Origin of the sequence: Enterococcus casseliflavus, from assembly GCF_029215545.1 — a bacterium.
GTDB lineage: Bacteria > Bacillota > Bacilli > Lactobacillales > Enterococcaceae > Enterococcus_D > Enterococcus_D casseliflavus.
The window spans coordinates 3,558,655-3,573,284 of the sequence record NZ_CP119393.1 but is presented as its reverse complement, the minus strand read 5'-3'; the positions used below and the strand labels follow the sequence as shown (position 1 = coordinate 3,573,284).

Genomic DNA, 14,630 nt, shown 5'->3' with positions numbered 1-14,630 from the left:
GAGAGGAACCAGTCATGAAATTTGTCGGCCTAATCGGAACGAACGCCAAAAAATCCACCAATCGCCAATTAGTGGCGTTTATGCAGCGAGAATTTGCTGCCCTAGCAGAAATTGAACTACTGGAAATCAAGGATGTCCCAATGTTCAATGAAACACAAGATCAAACCAATAGTGAAGTGATCCAACGGTTAAATAGCAAGATTTTAGCAGCCGATGGGGTGATCATTGCGACACCAGAGCATAACCATTCGATTCCTTCCGCATTGAAAAGCGTCTTGGAATGGCTCTCCTTCAATCTCCATCCCTTTGATGGCAAACCGGTAATGATCGTCGGTGCATCCTACGATGTACAAGGCTCTTCGCGAGCACAGCTTCATTTGCGCCAAATCCTTGATGCACCGGGTGTCAATGCGACAGTCATGCCAGGAAATGAGTTCTTGCTGGGACGTGCCCATCAAGCCTTTGATGAACAAGGCAATTTAAAAGATCAACGAACGGTCGATTTTTTGGAAAGCTGTTTCCGCAAGTTCGTTCGGTTTACGGAAGTCGCTAATTTGTTGAACGTACCAGAAGAAGTCGTTTATGAGCCTGGCGAATACACCGTCACAGCACCAGGACATAACGGGGATCTACCAATGGTCGTCAAATTGAGTGAAGAACGGATCGAAGCTATCGATATCGATACTTCTGGTGAATCCGAAGGGATCGCTGATGTCGTTTTCGTACGGATTCCTCAAGAGATCATTGAAGGGCAAACCTTAAATGTCGATGCGATCTCTGGTGCTTCGGTTACTAGTAACGGTGTCGTTGATGGCGTAGCAAAAGCCGTGAAAATGGCTGGTGCGAACCCAGATGTCTTGCGCAAACGGCCAAAAGCCGCCAGTGCTTTGCAAACAGAAGATGAAACGTATACCACCGATGTCGTTGTCGTAGGTGGCGGCGGCGCGGGTCTGAGTGCGGCTGCCAGTGTGCTGCAAGCCAATAAAGACGTGATCTTAGTAGAAAAATTCCCAGCGATCGGCGGCAATACCGTACGTACTGGCGGACCGATGAATGCCGCGGATCCAAAATGGCAAAACGGCTTTTCCGCATTGCCTGGCGAACGCAGTGCTTTAGAAGAAGTGCTGACGATCGATGAACAAGAGATCGATGCAGAATACTTGCCAGATTTCAAAGCTTTGAAGGCACAAATCACTGCGTATCTTTCAGAAACGACGCCAGAAAAAGAATACTTGTTTGATTCTGCTTTGTGGCATCGAATTCAAACCTATTTAGGCGGAAAACGCAAAGATTTGAATGGTCAACCGATCTATGGGAAATACGAGCTAGTGAAGATCTTGACGGATCAAGCATTGGACTCAGTGAAATGGCTAGAAGAAATCGGCGTAGAATTTGATATGAACAATGTCGATATGCCAGTAGGAGCGAAATGGCGCCGAGGACATAAACCAGTCAAAAACGAAGGGTATGCCTTTGTCTCTGCTTTGCATCAATTCGTGAAAGAACATGGGGGAACGATCTTAACCGATACGCCTGTCAAAGAATTATTGATCGAAGATGGCAAGGTTACTGGAATCATCGGGGAAGGCCGTAACGGTCAAAAAGTCACGATCCATGCCAAAGCAGTGATTTTAGCTTCTGGTGGGTTCGGAGCGAATACGAAAATGTTGAAACAATACAATACCTATTGGACAGAGATCGAAGACGATATCAAAACGTCAAATTCACCAGCGATCACTGGTGACGGGATCAAACTAGGGGAAAGTGCTGGCGCGGACCTTGTTGGCATGGGCTTTTCGCAAATGATGCCCGTATCTGATCCAAACACAGGGGCTTTGTTCAGTGGCCTGCAAGTGCCACCTGCTAACTTTGTGATGGTCAATCAAAAGGGTGAACGCTTTGTCAATGAATACGAAAGTCGCGATGTATTGACCCAAGCGGCGATCGATAATGGCGGATTGTTCTATTTGATCGCGGATGAAGAGATCAAGAAAACCGCTTATAACACGAGCCAAGAAAAAATCGATAAGCAAGTAGCTGCTGGTACGCTGTTCCGCAGTGAGACCTTGGCTGGCCTGGCAGAGCAGATCAATGTTGATCCAGCCGTCTTAGAGACGACCGTTGCGAAATACAACAGCTATGTGGATGCTGGGAAGGATCCAGAGTTTGGCAAGGATGTCTTCGACTTGAAAGTGGAAAAAGCACCTTTCTATGCCACACCAAGAAAACCAGCGGTTCACCACACGATGGGGGGATTGAAGATCGATCCGCAAACCCATGTGTTGACGAAGGAAGATCAAATCATTGAAGGGCTGTATGCAGCAGGGGAAGTTGCTGGGGGGATCCATGCTGGCAATCGCTTAGGCGGCAACTCGTTGACAGACATCTTTACTTTTGGCCGAATTGCTGGAAAAACAGCAGTCGCAGAACATCTCGAATAAAAAGCCTTGCGCGTTGTGTCTCGACACGCGCGCTAGCTTTTGAAAAAACATGTGAATAAAGTAACATGCTTAAAGCAAAGGAGAGAAAAAATGGAAACAAAAATCAATCGCTGGCTGATTCTGATCGCTTCGACCGCGGTATTGCTGTGTACGGGCGCTGTTTACGCCTTTAGTGTTTTTGCAGGACCTCTTAGTCAATTAAAAGGCTGGTCCATGGAAGAGATCATGTTAGCCTTTACCATCAATGCCGCAGTTGGCCCGATTACCATGATTTTGGGTGGTTTGCTGACAGACCGCGGAGCCGCTAGATGGGTCATCGCTGGTGGAGGCGTGTTGTTCGGAGCGGGCTTCTTCCTGACGGGATTGGTCAACTCACCCGCCATGTTGTACCTGACTTATGGAGTCTTTGCTGGTTTAGGGCAAGGCTTTGCCTATTCGGCTTGTTTAAGCAATACGATTCGGCTATTCCCGGATAAACGGGGACTGGCGTCGGGCTTGATCACAGCAGGTATGGGTGGGGCAGCGATTATTGCCGCACCGATTGCAAATCGTTTGATCGAATCACAAGATGTACTAGCAGCGTTTCGGATTTTAGGGATCGCCTATATCGTGATCGTCTTAGTGGCTAGTCTGTTTATTCGCAAGGCACCAGAAGATTATCGCCCAGCAGGTTGGCAACCAGCTGCGCAAGGGAAAAATGGCCCACAAATCAATCTGAATTGGTTGGACATGCTAAAGACCCCAACCTTCTACTTGATTATCGTTATGTTAGGTGCAGGGGCTTTCTCAGGTTTGATGATTGCTTCTAACGCATCAGTGATCGGGCAAAGTATGTTCGGTTTGACGGCAGCCGCCGCTGCTTTTTATGTCAGCTTGTACTCATTGAGCAACTGTTTTGGTCGTGTCCTTTGGGGCACCGTTTCTGATAAAATTGGTCGGACGAATACGTTGATGATCATCTATGGCGTGGTGGCATTGTCCTTATTCCTATTGACACTTGGTCAGACAACCGTGATCTTCACTGTCGGGATCATCGGTTTAGGACTGTGCTTCGGGGGCGTGATGGGGGTTTTCCCATCGATCGTTATGGAAAATTACGGACCGATCAATCAAGGAGTCAACTATGGAATCGTCTTTATTGGTTATTCTACGGCGGCATTCTTTGGGCCTAGAGTGGCAGCAGCAATCGCTGAAAGTAACCAAGGAGATTATACAAAAGCCTTTTATACGGCAATTTTCTTGGCGGTTTTTGGGCTCGTTCTCAACATTGGCTATGCGATGCTGAAAAAAGCCAAAAAGCCCGCACCTGTTATTAAATAACAATTCAACCAAAGCAGTCTTTTTGATAAAGGCTGCTTTTTTGGTGCCAAAACCACTCTTTTTTCTTTTTTTAAAACAGAGGATTGACTGATGAAGCAAAAGAGAGAACTGTTTCATAGCAAGAAATTATCTCGTTGATTTCACTGTTTTTTCATCTTAACCCCCCATTTTTTAATAAATCGTGTTACAATAAAAAAAGGCTAATACGACGGAGGGATTAAATGACAATTCGTAAAGAACGACGCCGCTTAGAAAAGCGCTTGAAGCGCACACAATATACCCAAAAAAGTATTACGATGGCTACTACTTTAGTAGCGGGATCAACGTTTATCCCGACCTTAGGGCATGCGGCTGAAACGGCAACGACAGAAACTAGCAATGACCTCAAGGTCGTTGAACAAACAACAAACACGACACCAGAAACCGACAGCACACCGATTGAGGAAACGACAGCATCGACGACAGCACCTGTTGTGACCGAAGAAACTTCGGAAACGACGGAGGAGTCAGGGACGGAAGTGGTCACTGAGGGATCAGAAACAGCGACGACAGAAAGCACAACAGTCGCTAGTGATGAAGTCTTAGAAGCAGATGAAGTACCATCAGCCCTTTCGGATTTGACCAGTCGGGCATTATTTTCACGGGCTACGATCGATCCGGCTGCCTTTATCAGTCAGATTTGCGGCTATGCAACGGAAGTAGCGGCAGCAAACGATCTGTATGCCTCTGTCATGATGGCACAAGCGATTTTGGAATCTGGCTGGGGCGCATCAACTTTGACGACCACGGCCAACAATATGTTTGGGATCAAAGGTAGCTATAATGGCCAATACGTGACAATGGATACGTATGAAGATGATGGTTCAGGCAATTATTATTTGATCAGCGCCAAGTTTCGGAAATACCCATCATTAAAAGAGTCTTTTGAAGACAATGCGTATGTGTTGCGCAACACGAGTTTTTCTAGCGGCAACTACTATTACAGCGGTGCGTGGAAAAGCAATACGACCTCTTACACGCAAGCGACCGCTTGGCTGCAAGGGCGTTATGCAACAGATACTTCTTATGCCAGCAAATTAAACAATTTGATCAGTACGTATAATTTAACGCAATATGACACTGGCAGCTCAAATGCAGGCGGCGGCAATAGCAATGAAACGATCGTCAGTGATGAAACAGCGATCAATCAGCAAATGAAAACCACGTCATCCATGAATATTCGTTCCGATGCCTCCACCAGTGCCTCTATTACTGGTTCGTTAGCAGCCAATACGACGTTTACGGCAACGGCGACCAAAACGGGTACCAGCGTCAACGGCAACACCACGTGGTATAAAATTTCTGGCAAAGGCTGGGTCAGCGGTGCATATTTGACGAAGGTTTCGACCGATGCTTCAAATAACAATAGCGGATCAGGCAACACCGGTTCTGACAATAGCAATTCTGGCACGACGATCAACAAAAAAATGAAGACGACGGAAGCGATGAATATTCGTTCCAGCGCTTCTACTAGCGGATCAGTGGTAGGATCACTTAGCAAAGGCACGACCTTTACAGCCACTTCCATGAAAACCGGCACATCAGTCAACGGCAACAAAAATTGGTACTATGTCTCTGGCAAAGGTTGGGTCAGCGGTGCCTACCTTACTGAAGTGACCAACAATAATGCTTCTGAAGCAGAAAAAGAAGACAACAGTTCAAGCATCAATCAAAAAATGAAGACGACGGCCGCATTGAATGTCCGCTCGGATGCTTCTACCAGCAGCCGTGTCGTGACGACGCTTGGTCAAGGGGTGACCGTTACCGTGACAGCGAAAAAGAACGGCACTTCAGTGGAAGGCAATAAAACGTGGTACTACGTTTCTGGCAAAGGTTGGGTCAGTGGTGCCTACTTGACAACAACCAGCAGCTCTTCCAATAACAGCGGTTCAACGACGACAAATCAGAAAATGAAAACCACCGAGATTTTAAATGTTCGTTCCGATGCTTCTACCAGCAGCAGTATTACTGGTTCTTTAAGTAAAGGGGCAACCGTCACGGTTACCGCAACAAAAACCGGGACGACCGTCAATGGCACGAACAAATGGTATTATGTTTCTGGCAAAGGCTGGGTCAGCGGTGCCTACTTGACAGCTGCTAGCAGTGGGTCTTCTAATACGAATACCAGCAGTAGTTCAACGAAGACGCACACGGTGAAATCAGGTGACAGCCTATGGTCACTGGCACAAAAATACAACACCAGCATCAGCCAAATCGCATCATGGAACAAGATCAACAGCAGCTATACGATCTATGTCGGGCAAAAGTTGATCGTTTCCAAATAATAAGCAAAAGCAACCGCGTGTATGCCATTGGCTCACGCGGTTTTTTATGCTGGATCAAGCGTTCACTAAGCTGCTAGCGGTTTATCAAGAAACCACATGTTTTTCGTAAGCGCAATCAAACTATTTGGTCAATCAGGGAACCCTGCGTTAGAATGAAAGAAGCAATAGAAATTGCTAGTTTTAAAAGAATTGCTTCAGAACCAGAACAATCGAAGCGTACACAAAATAAGGAGGATTTCACATGCACAACAGAAACCTAACGATTATTGGCAGTTACGACACTCGAACAGAAGTATTACCGGTTATTGAGCAATTGACAAACGAAGGCTATGGCAAAGACGATATCGTGCTGTATGCGAATCAAACAGTCATCGATCAATTTGGGTTAGAATCCATCGATGATGTGGAAGTGGAGCATGCTGCTAGTGAAGACGAAGATCGTTCGCTTTGGGAAAAAATCAAAGATGCGTTTTCTTTTGGCGATTCAGATCACAGAGACGATGAACATGATCCATTATACGGCTACCGAGATGACATCGAACGAGACAAACTCGTTGTCGGCGTCTACGATTATCAGCCGATGGACAAAATAACGGATCGTGATGCAGATACTGAGCCAATCATCGATCAACCGTTACGAGGTGAAACAGCGATGCCCGATGAGTCCGTTCATCCAACACCGCGCATGGGAGACAGTGATATTGAAGCACCGATCCATGACCCGAATCATCTGCGAAACTTATAAGTAAAAGAATTTCTTAAGTAAAGGAACCATTAAAGCCAGAGGAACGAGCATCCGTCGCGCCTGCCAACCCTTAGTGAAGGGATGGGCCCGCAGGTGATCGACCGTCGCCCTCGGGCTTTTTTTGTTGCGCAACGGGCATTCATGTCTTTGTCATCTTTGAAAATAAAACTTAATTTGTTGACGATTGCTTTTTTTTGTATAATATAAGAATGAGATAGATCATTGACGGAAGGTCCAACCATATTTTTGGGAAAGGATGGGGAGTGCGATGAAATTCAAGTTCAATATGCAGTCGGCATTAGTCAGTTGTTTTGTTGCGGTTTTTTTGAGTGTGGCGATCAATCAAGATGCCAATGCTTTTGTTGCCGCGCCCTTTGTTCGAGATTCTTCCAGTAGTTCCTCCGAGCCACCTTACCAGACTGCAAGCAGCAGTATCGAAGAAACCTCTGATTCCAGTCAGATTTTTTATGAAGCCAGTGTTAGTTCGTATACACCGTCTTCAACGACTAGTCGCTCGATCGAAGCGTCGACAAATGAAGGCACGTCTGTTTCTGTAAGCGAAGTAGAGACAGAGCTTAGCGTCAGTACTTCTGCAAGTAGCGAAAGCAGTTCGAGTACCGCGCCGAGTGGCGGCTCAACGACCACCAGCGATACCTCCAGCAGTAGCGCTAGCAGCAGTTCTTCAAGCTCTTCGTCTACGAGTTCGACCAGTACTACAACAAGCAGCTCCAGCAGTGAAACGACTGAGCCGTCTTCAGAGACCTCCAATAGCGACGAGGAAGCCGCGGAAGATACGAGTGAAAATGTTGATCTAACAGTCGAAGGGGCTCACTGAGCCTGACTGTAAAAATCAATCTCATCTTAAAGGGACCATTTCAGCTAGGCCTTGTGCCTAGCTTTTTTATTTGCTTATGTTCAGAGCCATGAACACACCAAGTGAACGAAAGATGCGCGATTTCTCACTCTGAGACATCAAAAAATAGCAAAGAGGAAGGTTTTTTGGAGGATTGCTGGAACAGAAAAGAGCTGTCTTACGTTTTTATTCACTGCCTCCATAAAAAAAGCTGCACTTGCAAGCATATCATAAAGTGATTCTGAGTAGTTTCGCTATAATAAGTGCGAGGAGGGGTGTTATGGGAAAGTATTTTAAGCACTTCGAAAAATTGATTAGTGTTGTGGTTGATATTATGTTAGGACTGTTGGTTCTGTTGGTTTTGGTGGTGATGGCGGAAGCAATCTACAAAATCGTTGTCCATGTGATCCCACTGCATGAAGTTAGCGATCTTTCTTTATTGATCGAAGAGATCGCGACATTGTTTATTTTACTGGAAATTATTTTGATGTTATTGCGTTACGTAAAAGAAGGTCACCATATTCCGGTGCGTTACTTGATTTTGATCAGTATCACAGCAATTTTAAGAGAGCTGCTTTTAGCGCAAGGAAAAGGGTTAGAAACGCTCTTTTTGGCGTTAGCGATCTTGGTCTTGATCATTGTGCTGCAGGCGTTGGAAAAACTCAAAGCCTTTCATAGTTCCAAAGGACTGTAAAAAAAATCATCCGATTGGTTGACGAATGACTCGTCAAGGGATCGGATGATTTTTTAATTCTTCAAAAAGCACTCGGCTTTCTTGCTGCAGCCGCTTGCCGATATCTGTTTGGCCTACCGTTGTTCTTTCCGTTTGCCGCACGACGATTTTTTTCTGAGTGACGATGTCACGTCGCTGCTGGATGGCTTGCTGGCGATCTGTAAAGGGTTGATGCGCCGCCAAGGTCATGCCGAAGGAATTTGACAACAGCGTGTAACCAGCAATGCCTGTGACGGATTGGTAGGAGCGAGAGAGTCCGCCATCGATCACCAATAAACGACCATTTGCCTTAATGGGCGTCTCTCCTTTACGCACTTTGACAGGGGTGTGGCCATTGATGATGTGGCCTGTCGGCGGCAGACCGAAGGCAGCTAGGACACGGCAGCAGAAGTCTTCGTTTTCCCTTAAAGAATAATAGGCATTTTTTTGTTCCGTATGAGTGTTGCGATCTGCTATAAAGTAGCGCTCAAAGGTTTTCATGGCTTTTTTGCCGAAGAGGGAAGAGCCTTCGCCACACCAAAGATACCAGATCATATCGGTGGCAAGGTCTGTTTGGTTTTCTGGTTGGGCAAAACTTTCCTGCAAACATTGCTGAAAAAAGTCCATCAACGCTTTGCCTGCTAAGGGCTGCTGCTGGAAAGTAAAGGCCAGGAAATCGCCGTTTTCCTGACAAGGCAGGCAGCCGTGATACAGCAGGTTGTCGTTGAAGCGCTGGTACAATGTGCCATGCTCGACTAAAAAGCACATATGCGCAGCTAAGCGGGGCGAGCGTTGAAATTGACTCAGCAAATCTTGCAGTACCTCATGTTCTTCTGCTGTCAAACGGTAAGGATCATCGGGATCTACTAGTTGAAAACAGCCGTTGATCAAAGGATAGGTCTGGCCTAGCTGGATTTGTTGCCGATCTTGAGACAAGCGATGCAATAGGCAGCGCTCTGCCATCGCAAATGCCGGTCGCCGCTGGATCACGGCTGCTTCGACTTTGAATTGGATGATGGCAAATGCCTGTTGCAAAAGCATGGCTGCTTTTTTTTGCTGGCTTGATAAAGGGTCCACTGTTTTTTGCGGATAAAAGCCTTCATTTTCTGTGTAATATTTTTGGCTAAAAGCCAGTGCTTTTGATAGATCGATGCCATAACCATCTTGTAATAATGCCAGATTGCCGTAGCGAGCAGCGATGCGGATCGTATTGGCCAAACAGGGCAGCGAGCCGCAAAAGCTGCCGATCCACAAAATATCATGGTTGCCTAGCTGAATATCCAGTGAGGGCAAAGTCATCAAGCGATCGACGATTTTGTCTGGCGCTGGTCCGCGATCATAAATATCGCCTAAGACGTGGAGATGATCCACTACGAAGCGTTGAATCAAGTACGCCAGTTCTTGGCAAAAAAGCGGGGCTGCCTCTAATTCAATGATCTTATCAAAAATCGCCCGATAGTAAGCTTCTTTATTGAAGTCAGCATCATATTGGTACAACAGTTCTTCTAAGATATAAGCAAAAGAAGACGGCAGTGCTTTGCGTACCTTGGAGCGTGTGTATTTACTGGAAGTAAAGCGGGCAACTTTCACTAGCTGTGCCATCTTTAAGCGCCAATCGGCAGGGGTCCATGCCTGTTCTTGTAATAGCTCCTCTGGATAATAAATGACAAAACAAAGTTCGGTCTGTTCTTCTTTCGTCAAGACGCCAGTAAACAAAATCTCGACTTTTTCTCGGATACTGCCAGAACCATTCCGCAAAATATGGTCAAAGGCATCGTATTCGCCATGCAGATCGCTGACAAAGTGCTCGGTGGCTTTCGGCAGCTGCTGGATGGCTTCCAAGTTGATGATCTCGGTCAGGTTTGCCAAGGCGTCTTTATTGAACATGGGCCTGTTCTTTGGCTTGTTCTTCAATCAGCATCGCGCTTTCTTCAATGGAACGTTTGCTGACATCGATCACCGGAATGTTCAGCTTTTTGAACCATTCATTCGCGTAGGCTAATTCTGCTTCGATTCGTTCACAATTGGTGTAATGGGTTTCTTCTTTCAAGCCCAATGAATGCATCCGGGACCGCCGGATTTCCGTAAGGGATTCTGGATTCGTAGTCAAACCGACCATTTTCCGTGGGTCTACTTGGTGCACTTCGGCTGGCAAAGCGACTTCAGGAATCAAAGGCAGATTCGCCACTTTGTAGCCGCGATTTGCCATGTATAGGCTCAATGGGGTCTTTGAGGTTCGCGAAACCCCTAATAGGACAAAGTCAGCATCGAGAAATCCCCGTGGGTCTTTGCCGTCGTCGTATTTCACCGCAAATTCCATCGCGGCCACCCGGCTGAAATATGCTTGGTTCAAGCGATGCAAGGCACCAGGCTCTTGGACGGCTTCTACACCGAATGTTTTTTCCAGCATCGTGGTCAAGGGCGACATAAAGTCGACATGCTGCAAGCCAGTCCGTTTGGCAAAGGCATCAACAAAAGCGACTAATTCTTTATTGACTAAGGTGGTAACGACGATCGATTTGTCTAGCAAGGCATCTTTGAGGATCTCGCCTAAGCTCTCTTCATCATTAGTAAAGGGAAAGAGCTGGATATCTGAAAGGTCGATCGTGGGAAACTGCGCGGAAACGGCGGCGATCAGCTTTTGTGCCGTTTCGCCTACGGAATCTGAAATCAAATATATTCGAACGTTCTTCATTGTTTTTGCCCCCTAAAAGTGTGTGTTGTCACTGTCATTGCCTGCTTGAATAAAGTAATTCATCAGCCGCGTCTTCGTGATTTTGCCGATGACTTTTTTTGGTTCCTGTGGATCGACCACTGGCAAGGTATCGACTTCATGTCGTCCTAACAACGTACCAGCCGTCAAGATCGTTTCTTCCGGTGTGATGGTCACGATGTTTGGCATGCGAGTCATGATCATCGCTACGGGTGTTTTTTCCGGTGCGGCATTGCTGATCGCAAAGCGCAACAGATCTTTGCGGGAGAGTACCCCAATCAGTTCGTCTTGGTCATTTTTGACATAGAGGGAACCGACATCGTACATAAACAAAGTCGTGACTGCTTCATAAACGGAGACCGTTTGTGAGATCAGCAACGGTGGGATCATGACTTCTGCAACTTTGGTATGGTAGAGTTTTTCGAAAAGCAAAGGCTCAACGGTTTGTCCTGTATAGAAATAGCCGACTTTCGGTCGGGCGTCTAATAAACCGGTCATGGTCAAAATCGATAAGTCATTCCGCAAGGTTGCGCGGCTCAAACCCAACTGCTTCGCAATGGTCTCCCCACTGATCGGCTGATGCTCTTTGACGATCTCAATGATTTTCATTTGTCTTTGGCTTAATTCCAATGTGTCACCTTCTTTCTTTTATGTGCTATGCTATTGATTATATGATTTTCCGAATGAAAAGGCAATCCTTCTCTTTTAAAAAGGATAAATCCCTTAAAAGTTTTCTTTTTTTGGCTTGACGATTAAATGTGTCATACTATATACTGCTAATTAATCGAAATAGTATATAACATTTAAAAGGAGGAACATGATGGAAAAAGCAGTCGTATGGTTTTCAGAAGGCACGAAAGAGCAAAAAGCATTATTAGGCGGGAAAGGGGCAAATCTTGCGGAGATGACCAATTTGGGTTTGCCTGTTCCTCAGGGATTTATCGTCCCGGCCACCATTTGCCTGACCTATTTAGAAGAACAGGTTCTTCCTGAGGCGATCATCAAGCAAGTCAAAGCTGCCATCGAAGAATTGGCAGTCCGCAGGAACAAAACATTTGGCGGACTGCACTCGCCGTTATTGGTTTCTGTCCGCAGTGGTGCCAAGTTTTCCATGCCAGGGATGATGGATACGATCTTAAACCTTGGGTTGAATGATGAAACCGTCCAAGGGTTGGCTCAGCAGACGGGGGACCCCGTCTTTGCTTATGATTGTTACCGCCGTTTGATCCAGATGTATGGGGATGTGGTGAAAGGTGTAGCAAAAGAACACTTTGAAGCCTATTTGACAGATTATAAGAAACGGCAGAATTATGTGTCAGACCAAATGATGACCGGCAATGACTGGCAAATGATCTGCCGCGTGTTTCAAAGTATTTATATGGAACATACCCAAGAAGCGTTTCCCCAAGACCCGTTTCAGCAATTATTGGCAGCCATCACGGCAGTTTTTCGCTCATGGAACAACCCACGGGCTAAGACCTACCGTTCCCTCCATCGCATCCCTGACGATCTAGGGACTGCCGTAACGATTCAAGAAATGGTTTTTGGCAACAGCGGGATAAATAGTGGGACGGGTGTCGCCTTCACCCGCAATCCAGCAACCGGGGAACCGGGACTTTTCGGCGAATTTCTAGTGTGTGCTCAAGGGGAAGATGTTGTTGCTGGCATTCGTACACCACAACCGATCCAAGCGTTGGCGCAACAACATCCTGTGATTTATCAGGAACTAAAGCAACTGGCTGAGGGTTTGGAGGATCACTATCAAGACATGCAAGACATTGAATTTACCATCGATGACGGCCAGTTGTTTGTCTTGCAAACAAGAAACGGCAAACGAACCGCCGCTGCGGCAGCGCAAATTGCAACGGATATGGTCGCAGAAGGTCAGATCACCATCAGGCAAGCCTTAGACCGAATCACACCAGAAATGATCGATCAATTGTTGCACCCGTTATTTGCCCCCGAAGCCTTGCAGCAAGCCGAAGCTTTTGCGCAGGGCTTGCCGGCTAGTCCAGGGGCAGCTTCAGGACATGTCTATTTCACTGCAGAGGCGGCGGAAAAAGCCAGCCGCACAGGAGAAAAAGTCCTGCTGCTGCGGCAGGAAACCTCACCTGAAGACATTGAAGGCATGGTGGTGAGTGAAGCGATCATTACCGCTCGTGGGGGGATGACTTCTCATGCGGCGGTGGTCGCCCGTGGTCTGGGGGTCTGCTGTGTGGTAGGGTGCGAGGCACTAAATGTCGATGCATTTTTGAAACAGGCCCGCTGCGGCGAGCTGCTGATTGAAGAAGGTGACGTACTTTCCGTAGACGGCAGCACTGGCAAACTGTATCAAGGGCAGCTGCCTATGACCAGTGTACAGGAGCGGGTTTTGCTGGATCAGCTTTTGACGTGGGCACAAGCCCAGGCAGATCTAAAGGTTTACGCAAATGCGGAAACGAAAAATGACATTGAGGCTGCGCTGGCCTTTGGGGCAGCGGGCATCGGTCTGGCACGGACGGAGCATATGTTTTTTGGGGAAGCGCGTTTGTGGAAAATGCGGGAAGTCATTTTGGCAGAAACGAAGGCGGAACGATTGAAGGCGTTGGCTGAGATCAAGGCTTATCAAAAAGCCGATTTCCAAGAAATGCTGCAGGCCGCACAAGGAAAGAAGTGCACGATTCGTTTATTAGATCCACCACTTCATGAATTTTTGCCCCATGAGCATGAACGCCTTGAAATGGCTCGCCGTAGTCAAAAATCATTGGCAGTGATCGAGCGGCGAATTGACGAGCTGCAAGAGGTCAATCCCATGATGGGGCATCGCGGCAGCCGTTTAGGACTGAGCTATCCAGAAATTTATGAAATGCAAACAGCGGCGATTTGTGAAGCGGCTGTGGAATTGCGGCAGCAAGGAGTCGAGGTAGAGGCGGCGATCTTATTGCCCCTGATCAGTTTGCCAGCAGAGCTGCAGGTGTTGAAAGCGACGTTGACACAGGTGATCGCTCAAGCAGAAGCAACCCTGCAGCAACCATTGCACATCGAGATCGGCATGATGATCGAGACACCTAGAGCGTGCTTGATCGCTGGGGAGTGTGCTGAAGATGCTGCGTTCTTTAGTTTTGGTACCAATGACTTGACCCAAATGACGTTTGGCTTTTCGCGGGATGATGCAGGCAGCTTTATTCAAGCCTATTTGCAGTCGGGGATCTTACAAGAAGATCCTTACCAGCACTTAGATCAGGCGGGTGTTGGCACCTTGATGCGCCAAGCGATCACTGGCGTAAGAGATCGTCAGCCAGAGCACTCGATCGGTGTTTGTGGCGAAGTCGGCAGCGATCCCTATTCCATTGCATTTTTGCGAGAGATCGGCATCGACTATGTTTCTTGCTCCCCATACCGAATCCCTGCTGCCTGGTTAGCGATCGCCCAATCCGCCCCCATCATCGAAGAGGCGTCAGTGGGCTCCCGCTAAAATAGGAGAAAAAAATACACCGCAGTCCACTAGCAAGGCTCGCCTGCTTGGTGGATTACGGTGTGTTC

At 47.1% G+C, this 14,630-nt stretch carries 10 protein-coding genes; 7 read left to right on the top strand and 3 right to left on the bottom strand.

The genetic code is table 11. The features are described from left to right. Nucleotides 1-14: 14 nt before the first annotated feature. The 6 genes from P0G38_RS16795 to P0G38_RS16770 all read left to right on the top strand — a co-directional run bounded on the left by P0G38_RS16795 (nucleotide 15) and on the right by P0G38_RS16770 (nucleotide 8,377). A complete protein-coding gene (locus tag P0G38_RS16795) occupies nucleotides 15-2,441 on the top strand; it encodes a flavocytochrome c (protein ID WP_275853385.1) in 2,427 nt (808 codons plus the stop codon). 90 nt (nucleotides 2,442-2,531) lie between these two features. Then, nucleotides 2,532-3,761, top strand: a complete 1,230-nt coding sequence (locus P0G38_RS16790) for an L-lactate MFS transporter (protein ID WP_005226552.1) — start codon at nucleotides 2,532-2,534, stop codon at nucleotides 3,759-3,761. Nucleotides 3,762-3,982: 221 nt separating this feature from the next. Further along, a complete protein-coding gene (locus P0G38_RS16785; RefSeq protein ID WP_275853382.1) occupies nucleotides 3,983-6,085 on the top strand; it encodes an SH3 domain-containing protein in 2,103 nt (700 codons plus the stop codon). Between the two features lie 241 nt (nucleotides 6,086-6,326). Then, nucleotides 6,327-6,830, top strand: coding sequence for a general stress protein (locus P0G38_RS16780; RefSeq protein ID WP_275853380.1), 504 nt, complete (start codon nucleotides 6,327-6,329; stop codon nucleotides 6,828-6,830). Between the two features lie 268 nt (nucleotides 6,831-7,098). After that, nucleotides 7,099-7,665 (top strand): hypothetical protein, encoded by a 567-nt coding sequence (locus P0G38_RS16775; protein WP_275853378.1) that lies wholly within the window; start codon nucleotides 7,099-7,101, stop codon nucleotides 7,663-7,665. A 298-nt stretch (nucleotides 7,666-7,963) separates the two neighbouring features. Continuing rightward, nucleotides 7,964-8,377 carry a phosphate-starvation-inducible PsiE family protein gene (locus P0G38_RS16770; protein ID WP_005232820.1) on the top strand — a complete coding sequence of 138 codons (414 nt, stop codon included), beginning with the start codon at nucleotides 7,964-7,966 and terminating at the stop codon, nucleotides 8,375-8,377. Nucleotides 8,378-8,410: 33 nt separating this feature from the next. On the opposite strand, the gene P0G38_RS16765 is transcribed toward P0G38_RS16770, so the two are convergent. The 3 genes from P0G38_RS16765 to ccpN are packed head-to-tail and all read right to left on the bottom strand — an operon-like array spanning nucleotide 8,411 to nucleotide 11,738. After that, the gene (locus P0G38_RS16765) at nucleotides 8,411-10,282 is read right to left on the bottom strand and encodes a fructose-1,6-bisphosphatase (RefSeq protein WP_275853375.1); all 1,872 of its coding nucleotides are present in this window, start codon (nucleotides 10,280-10,282) and stop codon (nucleotides 8,411-8,413) included. Next, nucleotides 10,272-11,090: a pyruvate, water dikinase regulatory protein gene (locus P0G38_RS16760; RefSeq protein ID WP_005232818.1), complete on the bottom strand. Its 819-nt coding sequence runs from the start codon at nucleotides 11,088-11,090 to the stop codon at nucleotides 10,272-10,274. Before P0G38_RS16760 ends, P0G38_RS16765 begins: the two co-directional genes overlap by 11 nt. Nucleotides 11,091-11,102: 12 nt before the next feature. After that, nucleotides 11,103-11,738 (bottom strand): transcriptional regulator CcpN, encoded by a 636-nt coding sequence (gene ccpN, locus P0G38_RS16755; RefSeq protein WP_005232817.1) that lies wholly within the window; start codon nucleotides 11,736-11,738, stop codon nucleotides 11,103-11,105. Between the two features lie 190 nt (nucleotides 11,739-11,928). Between ccpN and ppdK the strand changes: the two genes are divergently transcribed. Further along, on the top strand, nucleotides 11,929-14,562 hold the full coding sequence (gene ppdK, locus P0G38_RS16750; protein ID WP_275853372.1) for a pyruvate, phosphate dikinase: 2,634 nt from the start codon (nucleotides 11,929-11,931) through the stop codon (nucleotides 14,560-14,562). The last annotated feature ends 68 nt before the right edge of the window (nucleotides 14,563-14,630 follow it).

Excerpts from the sequence above, each read along its gene's own strand:
- P0G38_RS16780 (WP_275853380.1), top strand. The coding sequence starts at position 6,327 with ATGCACAACAGAAACCTAACGATTATTGGCAGTTACGACACTCGAACA.
- P0G38_RS16775 (WP_275853378.1), top strand. The coding sequence starts at position 7,099 with ATGAAATTCAAGTTCAATATGCAGTCGGCATTAGTCAGTTGTTTTGTT.
- P0G38_RS16785 (WP_275853382.1), top strand. The coding sequence starts at position 3,983 with ATGACAATTCGTAAAGAACGACGCCGCTTAGAAAAGCGCTTGAAGCGC.
- P0G38_RS16760 (WP_005232818.1), bottom strand. The coding sequence starts at position 11,090 with ATGAAGAACGTTCGAATATATTTGATTTCAGATTCCGTAGGCGAAACG.
- ppdK (WP_275853372.1), top strand. The coding sequence starts at position 11,929 with ATGGAAAAAGCAGTCGTATGGTTTTCAGAAGGCACGAAAGAGCAAAAA.
- P0G38_RS16790 (WP_005226552.1), top strand. The coding sequence starts at position 2,532 with ATGGAAACAAAAATCAATCGCTGGCTGATTCTGATCGCTTCGACCGCG.
- P0G38_RS16770 (WP_005232820.1), top strand. The coding sequence starts at position 7,964 with ATGGGAAAGTATTTTAAGCACTTCGAAAAATTGATTAGTGTTGTGGTT.
- P0G38_RS16765 (WP_275853375.1), bottom strand. The coding sequence starts at position 10,282 with ATGTTCAATAAAGACGCCTTGGCAAACCTGACCGAGATCATCAACTTG.
- P0G38_RS16795 (WP_275853385.1), top strand. The coding sequence starts at position 15 with ATGAAATTTGTCGGCCTAATCGGAACGAACGCCAAAAAATCCACCAAT.